The sequence below is a fragment of the Siccirubricoccus soli genome, from assembly GCF_024178315.1.
Lineage (GTDB): Bacteria > Pseudomonadota > Alphaproteobacteria > Acetobacterales > Acetobacteraceae > Siccirubricoccus > Siccirubricoccus soli.
The window spans coordinates 1-15,877 of the sequence record NZ_JAMZIK010000217.1; the positions used below are offsets into that span (position 1 = coordinate 1).

Consider the following 15,877-nt stretch of genomic DNA (forward strand, 5'->3'; position numbering starts at 1 on the left):
TGCCGGAAGGCGTCGAGATGGTGATGCCGGGCGACAACGTGACGATGGATGTCGAGCTGATCGCGCCGATCGCCATGGATGAGGGGCTCCGCTTCGCCATCCGCGAGGGCGGCCGCACCGTCGGCGCCGGCGTCGTCGCCCAGATCGTGAAGTAGGGGCGACCGTTTCAGGTTGCGAAAGGGGGCGGGCCGCCGCAGGGTGGCCCGCCCTTTTGCCGTTCGGGGGTTACCGCATGCAGGGGTCTGGGATGCGCGCCGCGACCTCGCCCGGGATGGTGCTGGCAGGCTTCTGGCGCCGGGTGCTGGCGCAGTTCATCGACGTGCTCTGGACCCTGCCGCTCTCGCTGGCGATGGGGCTGGCGGGCAGCCTGCTGCGCGGCGGCGAGGAGGCGCCGGTGCTGTCAGAGCTGCTGCAGAACCTGATCCTCGCCCTGGTGGTGCTGATCTTCTGGGCCGGGCGACAGGCGACGCCCGGGAAATGGGTGCTCGGCCTGCGCATCGTCGCCGCCGAGGATGGCGGCCAGGTGCCGATCGGCCGACTGGTGGCGCGCTACCTTGGCTACATCGTCTCCGGCCTGCCCTTCGGCCTGGGCTTCTTCTGGATGCTGTGGGATCCGCGGCGGCAATGCTGGCACGACAAGCTGGCACGCACTCTGGTGGTGCGGGACCTGGCGCCGGGCGAGGTGCCGCCGGGGCCCTCGACAGTCCGGTTCGGCTGACCTATAGGGCGGCTCTGCGCGCCCGCGCCGCAGGGGCATAGCTCAATTGGCTAGAGCGCCGGTCTCCAAAACCGGAGGTTGGGGGTTCGAGACCCTCTGCCCCTGCCACTCCGCCGGGCCCGGCCTTGTCGGGAGCCTGGGTCTTCCGCCAGGGCCTGCGTGGCCCCCGGCTGTCGCCGGCCGGGCTTCCCTTCGCCTGCCGGGGCGTGTAGTGGCGCGTAAGGGCGGCGGCCGGTCGGCTGGCCGCCCATTGGATGATTCACCCGAGGCTGAGGATCGACCGAGTTGGCCAAGCTTGATCCCGCGCAGTATGTCCGGGACGTGCGGACGGAGGTGGCGAAGGTCACCTGGCCGACCCGCAAGGAGACCCTGATCACCACCGGCTTGGTGCTGGCCATGTCGGCGCTGGCGGCGGTCTTCTTCCTGGTGGTCGATCAGCTCATCGCCCTGGCGATGCGCAGCGTGTTCGGGCTGGGCTGAGGAGGACGGGATCATGGCCGAGAAGCGCTGGTACGTGGTGCACGTCTATTCTGGCTTCGAGAAGAAGATCGCCCAGCAGATCAAGGAGCAGGCCGCCCAGAAGGGCCTGGCCGATTCCTTCGACGAGATCCTCGTCCCCTCCGAGGAGGTGACGGAGGTGCGGCGCGGCCAGAAGGTGAATGCCGAGCGCAAATTCTTTCCCGGCTACGTGCTGGTGAAGATGGTGATGTCGGACGAGGCCTGGCACCTGGTGAAGGACACGCCGAAGGTCACCGGCTTCCTCGGCAACAAGAACAAGCCGACGCCGATCCCGGAAAGCGAGGCGATGCGCCTCATCAACCAGCTCAAGGAAGGCGTGGACAAGCCGCGCAAGCCGGCGGTGGTGTTCGAGGTGGGCGAGCAGGTGCGCGTTGCCGACGGGCCCTTCACCAGCTTCAACGGCACGGTGGAGGAGGTGGATGAGGAGCGTGGCCGGGTGAAGGTCAGCGTCTCCATCTTCGGCCGCTCGACGCCGGTGGAACTGGAATATAACCAGGTGGAGAAGGTCTAGAGCAGATCGCGTTCAGATGGGATCATCTGACCGCGTGAAGATGCTCGCAAAACAGCGGCCTGGAGCATGCTGCGTGAGCGCAAGCGAACGCAGCATGCTCCAGCGCCCGCGGCCTCGGGCCCGCTTTTCGCCGGGAGTGTCAGCCGGCTTGCCAAGGCAATCGGCCCTGGCAAGCCGTTCTTTTTCCGGGGCCTAACCGCCCAGATTTTCCAACCAGGCTTGGCATCCCCTGCCGGTGAGGGGTCCGCGGTCGGCATCTGGATCGGTGCCCCATCGCCCACTCGGGGGCGGCCGCCTTGGCTGGCGGCCGGCATGTGGAGGCAGCCGGAACGGGGGCTGCCCCGGGCCGCCTCAGCGCTGCCTGTCCTGCCCCTCGCCGGCCAGGCGGCGCAGGATGTCGCTGATCCCGCCGGTGTCCAGCTCGTCCTCCCGCTGCGGCACTTGGCCGTTGGGCGTCATCCGGTCCACCATCTCGGGCAGCATCCGACTCAGCTCCTGCAGCAGCGAGCCGCTATCGGTGCCGGCCTGCTGCGCCGCCGCCTCCACCGCCGCCGGGTCGAGGCTCCGGCGCAGCTCATCCGGCCCGATCGGCCGGTTGGGACCGGGTGCGACCCAGGAATCGACATGCTGGCCAAGGCCGTGGCTGCGCAGGCTGCCAAGCAGCCCGCCCAGCCCGCCGAGCAGGCCGCCGGGCCCGCCGGGCAGCGCCCCCCCGAGGCCGCCGCGCTGCCCGCCCCCGCCCAGCAGCCCGCCCAGGATGTCGCCCAGGCCGCCGCCGCCGGATGCCTCGGCCGCAGGGGCATCACCCCCCGCGCCGCGGCTGTGCCGCATGAGCTGCTGCACCAGCAATGCAATGGCCGCCAGCTTCAGCCCGCCGGAAAGCCCTCCGGCCAGGCCGCCACCGGAGCGGCCGAACAGATTCTCGCCCATGCCGAATCCTTCCTGCCCTGTTGTTCTGGCCTCCCTGCAACGCCGCGGCGGGGCTTTCGTGCCGCCGCACCGGAACCAGGACGGCGACGGCCGCTTTGTCGGGGGCGGCCACGGGCACCGGTGCCCTGGCCGGGGAGAGAGTCCGGCATGGGCATCATCGGTACGATCATCATCGGCTTCGTCGCGGGGCTGATCGCCCGCTTCCTCCACCCGGGGCGGGACCCGGGCGGCTTCATCATCACCACCCTGCTCGGCATCGTCGGCGCCGTCGTGGCGACCTATCTGGGCCAGGCCATCGGCTGGTACCGGGCCGGGGAGGGGGCCGGCTTCATCGGTGCCATCGTCGGCGCGGTCATCCTGCTCGCGCTCTACAACCTGCTGACCCGGCGGTCGCGGGACAGCGTGGCGCGCTAGAGCCTTTCGGTTCACTTGCGTTCACCGAAGGCGCTCTACGCCTTTGCCTGCAGCGCAGATTCACGCCTGCAGGCGATGCCGCCCTACGGCGATCCGCTCTTGGCGCGGGGCCGGGCGGGCGCCGCTGCGGCGCAATTCCCGCTTGACAGCGGCGGCGTCCGCGCCCATACGCGCCCGCTCACGCATCCGGGACGCGGGAGGTGACGGGGCCGACGACCGCCCCGCGCCGCAGGCACCGCGCCTCCCTGACAGCAGGGACCAGGAGTAGTTATGGCGAAGAAGATCCTCGGCTACATCAAGCTGCAGATCCCGGCAGGCAAGGCCAACCCCTCGCCGCCCGTGGGGCCTGCGCTCGGCCAGCGCGGCCTGAACATCATGCAGTTCGTCAAGGAATTCAACGCGGCGACGCAGCAGATGGAGCCGGGCACCCCGACGCCCGTGGTCATCACGGCGTATTCGGACCGCACCTTTTCCTTCATCACCAAGACGCCGCCCAACACCTACTTCCTGCTGAAGGCGGCGAAGCTGGAGAAGGGCAGCCAGACCCCCGGCAAGGGCGGTTCGGTCGGCCGGGTGACGAAGAGCCAGCTCCGCGAGATCGCGGCGACCAAGATGAAGGACATGAACGCCAACGATGAGGAGGCCGCGGTGCGCATGCTGGCCGGCTCGGCCCGCTCCATGGGCCTGACCGTGGTGGAGGGCTGAGCCATGGCGAAGCAGGGCAAGCGGCTGAAGGCGATCTATGCCGGGCTGGACCGTGACGCGGTCCTGTCGCTGGAGCAGGCGATCGGGCTGGTGAAGGCGAACGCCAAGGCGAAGTTCGACGAGACCATCGAGATCTCGATGAATCTCGGCATCGACCCGCGCCATGCCGACCAGATGGTACGCGGTGTGGTCGGGCTGCCGAACGGCACCGGCAAGACCGTGCGCGTGGGTGTCTTCGCCCGCGGCCCGAAGGCCGAGGAGGCGCTGGCCGCCGGCGCCGACGTGGTGGGCGCGGACGACCTGGCCGCCGCGGTGCAGGAAGGCAAGATCGAGTTCGATCGCTGCATCGCCACCCCGGACATGATGGGCATTGTCGGCCGGCTGGGTAAGATCCTCGGCCCGCGCGGGCTGATGCCGAATCCCCGCCTCGGCACCGTGACCATGGATGTGCGTGGCGCCGTCACCGCCGCCAAGGCCGGCCAGGTGGAGTTCCGGGCCGAAAAGGCCGGCATCGTCCATGCCGGCATCGGCAAGGCGAGCTTCGACGAGGCGAAGCTGCTGGAGAATGCCCGCGCCTTCGTCGATGCCATCCAGAAGGCGAAGCCGACCGGCGCCAAGGGGACCTATGTGAAGAAGGTGGCGCTCAGCTCCACCATGGGCCCCGGCGTGAAGGTCGACATCGCCTCGCTCAGCGCGACGGCCTAGGCCTCACCCCGGCCGGGCGCCCGGCCGTGCAGAAAGAGATACGTCGCCCCATATGGGGTGGCGGGCAGGCGGGGGTTCGCCCCCGCCGAACCTGTCAGAGACCGCAGGTGGCCTTCGGGCCCTAAGGGGATACGCCCCGCCGGCGATAGACGGGAAGCCGAGAATGACGCGCCGCCTGGGGCCTGCCCCGGCGGTTCTGATGGCTTGGCGGTCCGGCTCAGACAGGCGAACCGGGGTTCGGGGCAGGGGGATTCCCCCTTTGGTCCGGGCCCCCGTGTGAACCGGCCGGCGCCCCTCCACCAGGCGCCGGCCACCGACGGAGACGGGATTTGGACCGCACGGAAAAGCGCGAGTTCATCGCCCACCTCGCGGCGGTGTTCGCCGATACCTCCTTCGTGCTCGTCGCCCAGAACAAGGGCCTGACGGTTGCGGATGTGAGCGATCTGCGGCGCCGCATGCGGGGCGCAGGGGCGACGTACAAGGTCGCGAAGAACCGGCTGGCCATGCTCGCCCTCGACGGCACCCGCTTCCAGGGCGTCAAGCCGCTGCTGAAGGGTCCGACCGCGCTTGCGTGGTCGAAGGATCCGGTGGCGGTGGCGAAGACCGCCGTGGAGTTCGCCAGGGGTAACGACAAGTTCGTCATCCTGGGCGGGGCGCTCGGTGTCCAGACGCTCAACCCCGATGGGGTCAAGGCGCTGGCGGAGCTGCCCTCGCTCGAAACGCTCCGCGCGCAGCTCCTGGGTCTGATCCAGACCCCGGCGACGCGCATCGCGGGCGTGCTGCAGGCCCCTGGCTCGCAGCTGGCACGGGTGTTCAGTGCCTTCGCGAAGAAGGACGAGGCGGCATAGCCGTTTGGACCGGATACGGAACCAGATTGCCGGCGGGCGGGCAAATGCCCGAGGCCGCAGCCTGGGTGTTGCAAAAGCCAAGCCAAGCCATTAGATCGAAGGGTACACAGACATGGCCGATCTCGCAAAGCTGGTCGAGGAGCTCTCCAGCCTGACCGTCCTGGAAGCCGCCGAGCTCTCCAAGATGCTGGAGGAAAAGTGGGGCGTCTCCGCCGCGGCTCCGGTCGCGGTGGCGGCGGCGCCGGCGGCTGGCGGCGGTGCCGCGGCCGCCGCCCCGGCTGAGGAGCAGACGGAGTTCACCGTCATCCTGGCCTCCGCCGGCGACAAGAAGATCAACATCATCAAGGAAATCCGCACCATCACCGGCCTGGGCCTGAAGGAGGCCAAGGATCTGGTCGAGGGTGCGCCGAAGACCGTGAAGGAGGCTGTCTCGAAGGACGAGGCCGCCAAGATCAAGAAGGTGCTGGAAGAGAACGGGGCGACCGTCGAGGTCAAGTAAGGCCTCAGCCGCTTCGCTGGCCCCGGGCGTCCGTCGCCGGGGCCGGGACATTTTGGGTCGGATACGGGCGGGAACCTGCGGGTTGCCGCCCGTGCTGCCGTTTCTTCGCCCCGCCGGGCCGTTCCGGCGGGGTGGGGAAGGGGCCGGCGGACGGTACATCGGATGACGCCAGGCAGCGAAGCCGGGGCGAGAGGGACACGGGACAGGCATGAACGCTATCACGAAGTCGTTCACCGGGCGCAAGCGGATCCGCAAGAGCTTCGGGCGGCTGCCCGAAGTCGCGCCGATGCCGAACCTCATCGACGTGCAGCGCGCCTCCTACGAGGCCTTCCTGCAGATGGAGGTCAATCCGGATGCGCGCACCCATACCGGGCTGCAGGAAGTCTTCAAGTCGGTGTTCCCGATCGACGACTTCGCCGGCCGCGGCCGGCTGGAATTCGTCCAGTACGAGCTCGAGGAGCCGAAATACGACGTCGAGGAGTGCATCCAGCGCGGCCTGACCTTCGCCGCCCCGCTGAAGGTCCGCCTCCGGCTCATCGTGTGGGATGTGGATGAGGACACGGGTTCTCGTTCCGTTCGCGATATCAAGGAGCAGGATGTCTACATGGGCGACATGCCGCTCATGACGGACAACGGCACCTTCATCATCAACGGCACCGAGCGGGTCATCGTTTCCCAGATGCACCGCAGCCCGGGCGTGTTCTTCGATCACGACAAGGGCAAGACCCACAGCAGCGGCAAGTACCTCTTCGCCGCCCGCGTCATTCCCTATCGCGGCTCCTGGCTCGATTTCGAATTCGACGCCAAGGACATCTGCTACGTCCGCATCGACCGCAAGCGGAAGCTGCCGGCCAGCACGCTGCTGCTCGCCCTGGATTCCGGACGAACCGAGGCGTTGCGCGCCGAGAAGGGCGCCAATCTGGAGCCGAACGAGATCCGCGGCATGGACGCCGAGGAGATCCTGAACCAGTTCTACGGCCAGGTGGTCTTCACCCGGAACGCCAATGGCTGGTCCCGGCCCTTCGACCCCGAGGCGTTCCGCGGCGTCAAGCTTTCCGAGTCGCTGATCGACGCCAAGACCGGCGCCGTCGTGGCCGAGAAGGACGTGAAGCTGACCCCGCGCGCAGCGCGCAAGATCGCCGAGGGCGGCACCACGGAGGTGCTGGTTGGCCGCACCGACCTGCTCGGCCGCTACGTCGCCGAGGATCTGGTGGACATGACCACCGGCGAGATCTGGGCCGAGGCGGGGGAGGAGCTCACCGAGGTGAAGCTCGCCCTGATCGAGCAGGTGGGGCTGGAGCGGCTGCCGACGCTCGCCATCGACCAGCAGGTCGGCCCCTGGATGCGCAACACGCTGGCGGTGGACAAGAACACCAACCGCGACGAGGCGTTGATGGACATCTACCGGGTGATGCGCCCGGGCGAGCCGCCGACGCCGGAGACCGCGGAGACGCTGTTCCGCGGGCTGTTCTTCGACCCCGAGCGCTACGACCTCTCCTCGGTCGGGCGGGTGAAGATGAACATGCGCCTCGGCTTCTCCGCCGAGGAGGTGCCGGACACCATCCGCGTGCTGCGCAAGCAGGACATCATCGCCACGCTGCGCGTGCTGCTGGACCTGAAGGATGGCCGCGGCCAGATCGACGACATCGACAATCTCGGCAACCGCCGGGTGCGCTCGGTCGGCGAGCTGATGGAGAACCAGTACCGCGTCGGCCTCCTGCGCATGGAGCGCGCGATCAAGGAGCGCATGGGGTCGGTCGATATCGACACCGTCATGCCGCATGACCTGATCAATGCGAAACCGGCGGCGGCGGCGGTGCGGGAGTTCTTCGGCTCCAGCCAGCTCTCCCAGTTCATGGACCAGACCAACCCGCTCTCCGAGGTGACGCATAAGCGCCGCCTTTCGGCCCTCGGCCCGGGCGGCCTGACCCGCGAGCGCGCCGGCTTCGAGGTGCGCGACGTGCACCCGACGCATTACGGCCGCATCTGCCCGATCGAGACGCCGGAAGGCCCGAATATCGGCCTGATCAACTCGCTCGCCACCTTCGCCAAGGTGAACAAGTACGGCTTTATCGAGACGCCGTATCGCCTCGTGCGGGACGGCAAGATCGTCGGCGAGCCGCGCTACCTCTCCGCCATGGAGGAGGAGCGCCTCGTGGTCGCCCAGGCGGATGCCGAGGTCGATGCCGAGACCGGCGAGTTCAAGTCCGAGCTGGTCAGCGTGCGCCAGGGCGGCGACTTCCGCCTGGTGAAGCCGGAGGAGGTGACGGCGATCGACGTCTCGCCGAAGCAGCTCGTCTCCGTGGCCGCGGCGCTGATCCCGTTCCTCGAGAATGACGACGCCAACCGGGCGCTCATGGGCTCCAACATGCAGCGCCAGGCGGTGCCGCTGGTGCGCGCCGATGCGCCGCTGGTGGGCACCGGCATGGAATCGGCGGTGGCGCGGGATTCCGGCGCGACCATCGTGGCGCGGCGCGACGGCGTGGTGGATTCCATCGACGGTGCCCGCATCGTGGTGCGGGCGACGGGGGATGACGGCACGACCCGCGGCGTCGACATCTACCGGCTGCGGAAGTTCCAACGCTCCAACCAATCCACCTGCATCAACCAGCGCCCGCTGGTGAAGGTGGGGGACCAGGTGCTGGCCGGCGACATCATCGCCGACGGCCCCTCGACCGAGCTTGGCGAGCTGGCGCTGGGGCGGAACGTCCTCGTCGCCTTCATGCCGTGGAACGGCTACAATTTCGAGGACTCGATCCTGATCTCCGAGCGGATCGCCAAGGACGACGTCTTCACCTCGATCCATATCGAGGAATTCGAGGTCATGGCCCGCGACACCAAGCTGGGCCAGGAGGAGATCACCCGCGACATCCCGAATGTCGGCGAGGAGGCGCTGCGCAACCTCGACGAGGCGGGCATCGTCTATATCGGCGCCGAGGTGCAGCCGGGCGACATCCTGGTGGGCAAGGTGACGCCGAAGGGCGAAAGCCCGATGACGCCAGAGGAGAAGCTGCTCCGCGCCATCTTCGGCGAGAAGGCGAGCGATGTGCGCGACACCTCGCTGCGCCTGCCGCCGGGCGTCGCCGGCACCATCGTCGATGTCCGCGTCTTCGCCCGCCGTGGCGTGGACAAGGACGAGCGCGCGATGGCGATCGAGCGCGCCGAGATCGAGCGGCTGGCCAAGGACCGCGACGACGAGAAGGCGATCCAGGAGCGGAGCTTCCACTCCCGCCTGCGGGAGCGGCTGCTGAACCGCAAGGCGAGCGGCGGCTTCAAGGGCGTGAAGGCCGGCACCGTCATCACCGATGAGGTGCTGGACCAGTTCGCCAAGGCGACCTGGCGCCAGATCGGCGTGCAGGACGATGCGGCGATGGCCGAGATCGAAGCGCTGAAGCGGGAATTCGACGCCGCGGTGGAGAAGCTGCAGAAGCGCTTCGAGTCCAAGGTGGAGAAGCTGCAGCGCGGCGACGAGCTGCCGCCCGGCGTGATGAAGATGGTCAAGGTCTTCGTCGCGGTGAAGCGGAAGCTGCAGCCGGGCGACAAGATGGCCGGCCGCCACGGCAACAAGGGCGTGGTCTCCCGCGTCGTGCCGGTGGAGGACATGCCCTTCCTCGAGGACGGCACCTCGGTCGATCTCGTGCTGAACCCGCTCGGCGTGCCGTCGCGCATGAATGTCGGGCAGATCCTCGAGACGCATCTCGGCTGGGCCTGCGCCAATCTCGGCCGCCAGGTGGGCGAGCTGGTGGAAGAGTACCGCCGCAGCGGCGCGATGCGTGAGGAGCTGCTGGACCGGCTGCGCGAGGTCTATGGCGAGCAGGTCTTCAACGAGCAGATCGCGCCGATGAACGACGATCAGCTCATCGAGCTGGCGGAGAACCTGAAGAAGGGTATCCCGATCGCGACGCCGGTCTTCGACGGCGCGCGCATGTCGGACATCGAGGGCATGCTGGAACGGGCGGGTCTCGACGTCTCCGGCCAGATGTGGCTGACCGATGGCCGCACCGGCGAGGTGTTTGAGCGCAAGGTGACGGTCGGCATCATCTACATGCTGAAGCTGCACCACCTGGTGGACGACAAGATCCACGCCCGCTCCATCGGCCCCTACTCGCTCGTCACCCAGCAGCCGCTGGGCGGCAAGGCGCAGTTCGGCGGCCAGCGCTTCGGCGAAATGGAGGTCTGGGCGCTGGAAGCCTATGGCGCCGCCTACACGCTGCAGGAAATGCTGACGGTGAAGTCGGACGACGTTTCCGGCCGGACCAAGGTCTACGAGGCCATCGTCCGCGACCAGGACAATTTCGAGGCCGGCATCCCCGAGAGCTTCAACGTCCTGGTGAAGGAGCTGAAGTCGCTCGGCCTCAACGTCGATCTGGAGAATCGCGGCAGCTGACGCGGCTGCCGCCCATCGCCTATCCATTTGCGGCCGCGCCCCCGTTCGGGCGCGGCGGCCCGACCCCGAGGAAGGCCGCATGAACGAGCTGATGAAGATCCTGGGCCAGACCGGCCAGGCGCTGACCTTCGACCAGATCAAGATCTCGATCGCCTCGCCGGAGCAGATCCGTTCCTGGTCCTATGGCGAGATCAAGAAGCCGGAGACCATCAACTACCGCACCTTCAAGCCGGAGCGGGACGGGCTGTTCTGCGCCCGGATCTTCGGCCCGATCAAGGACTACGAGTGCCTCTGCGGCAAGTACAAGCGGATGAAGTTCCGCGGCATCATCTGCGAGAAGTGCGGCGTCGAGGTGACGCTCGCCAAGGTGCGCCGCGAACGGATGGGGCATATCGAGCTCGCCAGCCCGGTCGCGCACATCTGGTTCATGAAATCGCTGCCGTCGCGCGTCGGTCTCATGGTCGATATGAGCTTGAAGGAGCTGGAGAAGGTCCTCTACTTCGAATCCTACGTCGTGCTGGAGCCGGGTCTGACCGACCTGAAGCTGCACCAGCTCCTCACCGAGGAGCAGTACCAGGCGAAGATGGATGAGTTCGGCGAGGATGCCTTCAGCGTGGGCATCGGCGCCGAGGCGGTGAAGCAGATGCTCACCGGCATCGACTGCGGCAAGGAAGCCGTGCGGCTGCGCGCCGAGCTGAAGGAGACCACCTCCGAGGCGAAGCGCAAGAAGCTGGTGAAGCGGCTGAAGCTGATCGAGGCCTTTGCCGAGAGCGGCGCGCGGCCGGACTGGATGATCCTGGGCGTCATCCCGGTCATCCCGCCGGAGCTGCGGCCGCTGGTGCCGCTGGATGGCGGCCGCTTCGCGACCTCCGACCTGAACGACCTCTACCGCCGCGTCATCAACCGCAACAACCGCCTGAAGCGGCTGATCGAGCTGCGCGCGCCGGACATCATCGTGCGCAACGAGAAGCGCATGCTGCAGGAGGCGGTGGACGCGCTGTTTGACAATGGCCGCCGCGGCCGCGCCATCACCGGCGCGAACAAGCGGCCGCTGAAGTCGCTCAGTGACATGCTGAAGGGCAAGCAGGGCCGGTTCCGCCAGAATCTGCTCGGCAAGCGCGTCGACTATTCCGGCCGCTCGGTCATCGTGGTCGGGCCGGAGATGAAGCTGCACCAGTGCGGGCTGCCGAAGAAGATGGCGCTCGAGCTGTTCAAGCCCTTTATCTACTCGAAGCTGGAGAAGTACGGCCACGCCACCACCATCAAGGCCGCGAAGCGGATGGTGGAGAAGGAGCGGCCGGAGGTTTGGGACATCCTCGAGGAGGTGATCCGCGAGCACCCGGTCATGCTGAACCGGGCGCCGACGCTGCACCGTCTCGGCATCCAGGCCTTCGAGCCGGTGCTGGTGGAAGGCAAGGCGATCCAGCTCCACCCGCTGGTCTGCACCGCCTTCAACGCGGATTTCGACGGCGACCAGATGGCGGTCCATGTGCCGCTCAGCCTGGAAGCGCAGCTCGAAGCGCGCGTGCTGATGATGTCCACCAACAACATCCTCAGCCCGGCGAACGGTAAGCCGATCATCGTGCCGAGCCAGGACATCGTCCTCGGCCTCTACTACCTGACGCTGGAGACGCCGGAATTCCGCGCCTCCAAGGACGAGGAGGCTCCGGCCTTCTCGCAGATGGGCGAGCTGGAGCAGGCGCTGCAGGCCGGCGTGCTGAACCTGCACACCAAGATCCGCTTCCGTCGGAACGCGATGGACAAGGACGGCAACATCATTCGCGAGCGGGTGGTGACGACGCCGGGCCGCGTCATGATCGCGCAGCTTCTGCCGCTGCATCCGAACCTGCCCTTCAGCCTGGTGAACCGCCAGCTGACGAAGAAGAACGTCTCCGACGTCATCGACGCGGTGTACCGGCATTGCGGCCAGAAGGAGAGCGTGATCTTCGCCGACCGGCTGATGGGCCTCGGCTTCCGCCAGGCGGCGAAGGCCGGCATCTCCTTCGGCAAGGACGACATGGTGATCCCGGCCAGCAAGCCGGAGATGATTGCGCGCACCAAGGCCGAGGTGAAGGAGTTCGAGCAGCAGTATCTCGACGGCCTCATCACCGCGGGCGAGCGCTACAACAAGGTGGTCGACGCCTGGTCGCGCTGCACGGAAGAAGTCGCGCAGGCGATGATGAAGGAGATCTCCAGGCAGGAAGCCGGCAAGGCGACGAACTCCGTCTGGATGATGTCGCATTCCGGTGCCCGTGGCTCGCCCGCCCAGATGCGCCAGCTTGCGGGCATGCGCGGCCTGATGGCGAAGCCCTCCGGCGAGATCATCGAGCAGCCGATCATCAACTGCTTCAAGGAAGGCCTGACCGTCCTTGAATACTTCAACTCGACGCATGGCGCCCGGAAGGGCCTGGCGGACACCGCGCTGAAGACGGCGAATTCGGGCTACCTCACCCGACGCCTTGTCGACGTGGCGCAGGACTGCATCATCGTCGAGAGCGATTGTGGCACCGAGCGCGGCATCACCGTGCGCGCGGTGATGGATGGCGGCGAGGTCATCTCCTCGCTGTCCGAGCGCATCCTGGGCCGCACCTCGCAGCGCGACGTGCTCGATCCGGCGAGCGGGGAGCTCATCATCCCGCGCAACCACCTGATCGAGGAGTCCGATGCGGAGCGGGTCGAGAAGGCGGGGGTGGAGGAGGTCTATATCCGCTCCGTCCTCACCTGCGACAGCCGCTCCGGCGTCTGTGCCCATTGCTATGGCCGCGACCTGGCGCGCGGCACGCCGGTGAATGCCGGCGAGGCGGTGGGCGTCATCGCCGCGCAGTCCATCGGCGAGCCCGGCACGCAGCTGACCATGCGCACCTTCCATATCGGCGGTGCGGCGCAGCGTGGCGCCGAGCAGTCGGCAGTGGAGGCGACCTCGGACGGCACGGTGAAGATCGCCAACCGCAACGTGGTGGCGAACAGCACCGGCGCGCCCATCGTGATGAGCCGCAACTGCGAGATCGTGCTGAGCGACGCGCAGGGGCGGGAGCGTGCGCGCTACCGCGTGCCCTATGGCGCGCGACTGCTGACCGATGAGGGCGCGGCGGTAACGCGCGGCCAGAAGCTGGCGGAGTGGGACCCCTTCACCCTGCCGATCATGACCGAGCGGAACGGCCGGATCGAATTCGCCGACCTGATCGAGTCCGTGACCCTGAACGAGGTGACGGACAGCGTGACAGGCCTCTCCGCCAAGGTGGTCGGCGAGCCGGTGGACAAGGCGAAGAATGCCAATCTTCGCCCCCGCCTGCTGCTGCGCGCCGAGGACGGCCAGACCCAGCAATACTTCCTGCAGCCGGGTGCCGTGCTGAACGTGGAGAACGGCGCCACGGTGAAGGCGGGCGACGTGCTGGCGCGCCTGCCGCGCGAAAGCTCGAAGACCCGTGACATCACCGGCGGTCTGCCGCGCGTCGCGGAGTTGTTCGAGGCGCGGCGGCCGAAGGACCACGCGATCATCAGCGAGATCGATGGCCGCGTCGAATTCGGCAAGGACTACAAGGCGAAGCGCCGGATCATCGTGGTGCCGGAACAGGTGGGCGACGAGCCGCCGACCCCGCGCGAGTACCTGGTGCCGAAGGGCAAGCACGTCTCGGTGCAGGAAGGCGACTACGTGAAGGCCGGCGACCCGCTGGTGGACGGCCCGCGCGTGCCGCACGACATCCTGCGGGTGCTGGGCGTGGAGGCGCTGGCGAACTACCTCGTCAACGAGATCCAGGACGTCTACCGGCTGCAGGGCGTGAAGATCAACGACAAGCACATCGAGGTCATCGTCCGGCAGATGCTGCAGAAGGTCGAGATCCTCGATCCGGGCGACACCACCTACCTGGTCGGTGAGCAGGTGGATCGCATCGAGTTCGATATCGAGAACGAGAAGCGCATTGCGGCGAAGGAGCGGCCGGCGCGGGCCGAGCCAGTGCTGCAGGGCATCACCAAAGCCTCGCTGCAGACCACTTCCTTCATCTCCGCCGCCTCCTTCCAGGAGACGACGCGGGTGCTGACGGAGGCGGCGACGGCGGGCAAGGTCGATACGCTGGCGGGGCTGAAGGAGAACGTCATCGTCGGGCGGCTGATCCCGGCGGGGACGGGCTCCGTGATGAACCGCCTGCGGGCGCTGGCGGCGCAGCGTGACCGCAGCCGCCTGCCGGCCGGGCAGCCGAGCCTGCCGGAGCCGGAAGGGCGCCAGGCGGCCGAGTAGGCCGGCTGCTGCAACCACGAAACGGGCCGGGCTCCGCAGGGAGTCCGGCCTTTTTTAATGCTTTCCTTGGAAAGCGCCGCCGGGGACTTCGGCACGCTTGACTCAGGCGGGGGGCACGCGTAGTAAGCCCGCCCTTGGCAAGGCCGGGCGCAATGCGCGGGCCGTGCCAGGATTTGGTCCTACAACGCTGCGCAGCCGGCGCCGCGGCCCCGCTCTTGGGGTTTGCTGAGGCCGGCAGCGGGTCGGGGCGCCTGCAGGGGAGCGTGAGGCTCGCCTTGCGGGCATTCGGCTTTTGGCGTCCCGGGGCCGACGAAGTTTTGCGAAGGGGCGTCATGCCGACGATCAACCAGCTCATCGCCCAGGGGCGCGAGCCGAACGCGAAGCGGAACAAGGTGCCCGCGCTGCAGGGCTGCCCGCAGAAGCGCGGCGTCTGCACCCGCGTGTACACCACCACGCCGAAGAAGCCGAACTCGGCGCTCCGCAAGGTCGCCAAGGTCCGGCTCACCAACGGCTATGAGGTGGTGAGTTACATTCCGGGTGAGGGGCACAACCTGCAGGAACACTCCGTGGTGCTGATCCGTGGCGGCCGCGTGAAGGACTTGCCGGGCGTCCGCTACCACATCCTCCGCGGCGTGCTCGACACCCAGGGCATCGCCAAGCGCCGTCAGCGCCGTTCGCTCTACGGCGCGAAGCGGCCGAAGTAAGGAGAGGACGAGATGTCCCGCCGCCACAGCGCGCAGAAGCGCGAGGTCCTGCCGGACCCGAAATTCGGCGACATCGTGCTCAGCCGTTTCATGAACGTGCTGATGTACGACGGCAAGAAGAGCACCGCGGAGCGGATCGTCTATGCCGCCATGGATGCGCTGAAGCGCCGCGTGGGGCCGAATGGCGACCCGCTGCGCCTGTTCCATGAGGCGATGGACAATGTGAAGCCGGCCGTAGAGGTGCGCAGCCGCCGCGTCGGCGGCGCCACCTACCAGGTGCCGGTGGAGGTGCGGCCGGAGCGGCGCCAGGCCCTGGCGATCCGCTGGCTGATCGAGAGCGCGCGCAAGCGCGGCGAGAACACGATGGAAGAGCGCCTTTCCGGCGAGCTGCAGGACGCGGCGAACAACCGCGGTGCAGCCGTGAAGAAGCGCGAAGACACGCACCGGATGGCGGAGGCGAACAAAGCCTTCAGCCATTATCGTTGGTAACGCTAGCCGATCGGGAACGACGACAATGGCGAAGGCGAAGTTTGAGCGGAACAAGCCGCACTGCAACATCGGGACGATCGGGCACGTTGACCATGGGAAGACGTCGCTGACGGCGGCGATCACCAAGGTATTGGCGAAGACCGGCGGCGCGACCTTCACGGCGTATGACCAGATTGACAAGGCGCCGGAGGAGAAGGCCCGCGGGATCACG

The 15,877-nt window shown here is 67.9% G+C and carries 15 protein-coding genes and 1 tRNA gene; 15 read left to right on the top strand and 1 reads right to left on the bottom strand.

All coding sequences use genetic code 11. From position 1 onward, the window contains the following. The 5 genes from NJ376_RS26475 to nusG form a co-directional block, all read left to right on the top strand. On the top strand, nucleotides 1–155 hold a 155-nt coding region (locus tag NJ376_RS26475; protein WP_456309947.1), incomplete at its 5' end, for an EF-Tu C-terminal domain-related protein. A 92-nt stretch (nucleotides 156–247) separates the two neighbouring features. Further along, nucleotides 248–718, top strand: a complete 471-nt coding sequence (locus NJ376_RS26480) for an RDD family protein (RefSeq protein WP_252956368.1) — start codon at nucleotides 248–250, stop codon at nucleotides 716–718. A 31-nt stretch (nucleotides 719–749) separates the two neighbouring features. Continuing rightward, nucleotides 750–826 (top strand) — tRNA-Trp (locus NJ376_RS26485). A gap of 177 nt (nucleotides 827–1,003) precedes the next feature. Beyond that, nucleotides 1,004–1,198 (top strand): preprotein translocase subunit SecE, encoded by a 195-nt coding sequence (gene secE / locus NJ376_RS26490; RefSeq protein ID WP_252956369.1) that lies wholly within the window; start codon nucleotides 1,004–1,006, stop codon nucleotides 1,196–1,198. Between the two features lie 13 nt (nucleotides 1,199–1,211). Then, nucleotides 1,212–1,748 (top strand): transcription termination/antitermination protein NusG, encoded by a 537-nt coding sequence (gene nusG / locus NJ376_RS26495; RefSeq protein WP_252956370.1) that lies wholly within the window; start codon nucleotides 1,212–1,214, stop codon nucleotides 1,746–1,748. Between the two features lie 351 nt (nucleotides 1,749–2,099). Here the strand turns inward: nusG and NJ376_RS26500 are convergent, their stop codons facing one another. Then, nucleotides 2,100–2,678, bottom strand: coding sequence for a YidB family protein (locus tag NJ376_RS26500; protein ID WP_252956371.1), 579 nt, complete (start codon nucleotides 2,676–2,678; stop codon nucleotides 2,100–2,102). A gap of 147 nt (nucleotides 2,679–2,825) precedes the next feature. Between NJ376_RS26500 and NJ376_RS26505 the strand changes: the two genes are divergently transcribed. The 10 genes from NJ376_RS26505 to NJ376_RS26550 form a co-directional block, all read left to right on the top strand. Beyond that, nucleotides 2,826–3,092, top strand: coding sequence for a GlsB/YeaQ/YmgE family stress response membrane protein (locus tag NJ376_RS26505; protein WP_252956372.1), 267 nt, complete (start codon nucleotides 2,826–2,828; stop codon nucleotides 3,090–3,092). A gap of 270 nt (nucleotides 3,093–3,362) precedes the next feature. Next, on the top strand, nucleotides 3,363–3,797 hold the full coding sequence (gene rplK, locus NJ376_RS26510) for a 50S ribosomal protein L11 (RefSeq protein ID WP_252956373.1): 435 nt from the start codon (nucleotides 3,363–3,365) through the stop codon (nucleotides 3,795–3,797). A 3-nt stretch (nucleotides 3,798–3,800) separates the two neighbouring features. Next, the gene (gene rplA, locus NJ376_RS26515; protein ID WP_252956374.1) at nucleotides 3,801–4,502 is read left to right on the top strand and encodes a 50S ribosomal protein L1; all 702 of its coding nucleotides are present in this window, start codon (nucleotides 3,801–3,803) and stop codon (nucleotides 4,500–4,502) included. 329 nt (nucleotides 4,503–4,831) lie between these two features. After that, entirely contained in the window at nucleotides 4,832–5,350 is a 519-nt protein-coding gene (gene rplJ / locus NJ376_RS26520) for a 50S ribosomal protein L10 (protein ID WP_252956375.1), read from the top strand. 112 nt (nucleotides 5,351–5,462) lie between these two features. Continuing rightward, nucleotides 5,463–5,849, top strand: a complete 387-nt coding sequence (gene rplL / locus NJ376_RS26525) for a 50S ribosomal protein L7/L12 (RefSeq protein ID WP_252956376.1) — start codon at nucleotides 5,463–5,465, stop codon at nucleotides 5,847–5,849. Nucleotides 5,850–6,057: 208 nt separating this feature from the next. Next, nucleotides 6,058–10,236, top strand: a complete 4,179-nt coding sequence (rpoB, locus tag NJ376_RS26530; RefSeq protein ID WP_252956377.1) for a DNA-directed RNA polymerase subunit beta — start codon at nucleotides 6,058–6,060, stop codon at nucleotides 10,234–10,236. 79 nt (nucleotides 10,237–10,315) lie between these two features. Continuing rightward, complete coding sequence (gene rpoC / locus NJ376_RS26535) at nucleotides 10,316–14,473, top strand: DNA-directed RNA polymerase subunit beta' (RefSeq protein WP_252956378.1); 4,158 nt, start codon at nucleotides 10,316–10,318, stop codon at nucleotides 14,471–14,473. A gap of 332 nt (nucleotides 14,474–14,805) precedes the next feature. Continuing rightward, nucleotides 14,806–15,177, top strand: a complete 372-nt coding sequence (gene rpsL / locus NJ376_RS26540; RefSeq protein WP_149536160.1) for a 30S ribosomal protein S12 — start codon at nucleotides 14,806–14,808, stop codon at nucleotides 15,175–15,177. A gap of 12 nt (nucleotides 15,178–15,189) precedes the next feature. Then, nucleotides 15,190–15,666: a 30S ribosomal protein S7 gene (gene rpsG, locus NJ376_RS26545; protein ID WP_149536161.1), complete on the top strand. Its 477-nt coding sequence runs from the start codon at nucleotides 15,190–15,192 to the stop codon at nucleotides 15,664–15,666. Nucleotides 15,667–15,691: 25 nt separating this feature from the next. Further along, a partial coding sequence (locus NJ376_RS26550; RefSeq protein ID WP_252956379.1) for a GTP-binding protein occupies nucleotides 15,692–15,877 on the top strand: 186 nt, incomplete at its 3' end.

Excerpts from the sequence above, each read along its gene's own strand:
- rpoB (WP_252956377.1), top strand. The coding sequence starts at position 6,058 with ATGAACGCTATCACGAAGTCGTTCACCGGGCGCAAGCGGATCCGCAAG.
- rplL (WP_252956376.1), top strand. The coding sequence starts at position 5,463 with ATGGCCGATCTCGCAAAGCTGGTCGAGGAGCTCTCCAGCCTGACCGTC.
- rplA (WP_252956374.1), top strand. The coding sequence starts at position 3,801 with ATGGCGAAGCAGGGCAAGCGGCTGAAGGCGATCTATGCCGGGCTGGAC.
- NJ376_RS26480 (WP_252956368.1), top strand. The coding sequence starts at position 248 with ATGCGCGCCGCGACCTCGCCCGGGATGGTGCTGGCAGGCTTCTGGCGC.
- rpoC (WP_252956378.1), top strand. The coding sequence starts at position 10,316 with ATGAACGAGCTGATGAAGATCCTGGGCCAGACCGGCCAGGCGCTGACC.
- rpsL (WP_149536160.1), top strand. The coding sequence starts at position 14,806 with ATGCCGACGATCAACCAGCTCATCGCCCAGGGGCGCGAGCCGAACGCG.
- NJ376_RS26500 (WP_252956371.1), bottom strand. The coding sequence starts at position 2,678 with ATGGGCGAGAATCTGTTCGGCCGCTCCGGTGGCGGCCTGGCCGGAGGG.
- rpsG (WP_149536161.1), top strand. The coding sequence starts at position 15,190 with ATGTCCCGCCGCCACAGCGCGCAGAAGCGCGAGGTCCTGCCGGACCCG.
- NJ376_RS26505 (WP_252956372.1), top strand. The coding sequence starts at position 2,826 with ATGGGCATCATCGGTACGATCATCATCGGCTTCGTCGCGGGGCTGATC.
- rplK (WP_252956373.1), top strand. The coding sequence starts at position 3,363 with ATGGCGAAGAAGATCCTCGGCTACATCAAGCTGCAGATCCCGGCAGGC.
- nusG (WP_252956370.1), top strand. The coding sequence starts at position 1,212 with ATGGCCGAGAAGCGCTGGTACGTGGTGCACGTCTATTCTGGCTTCGAG.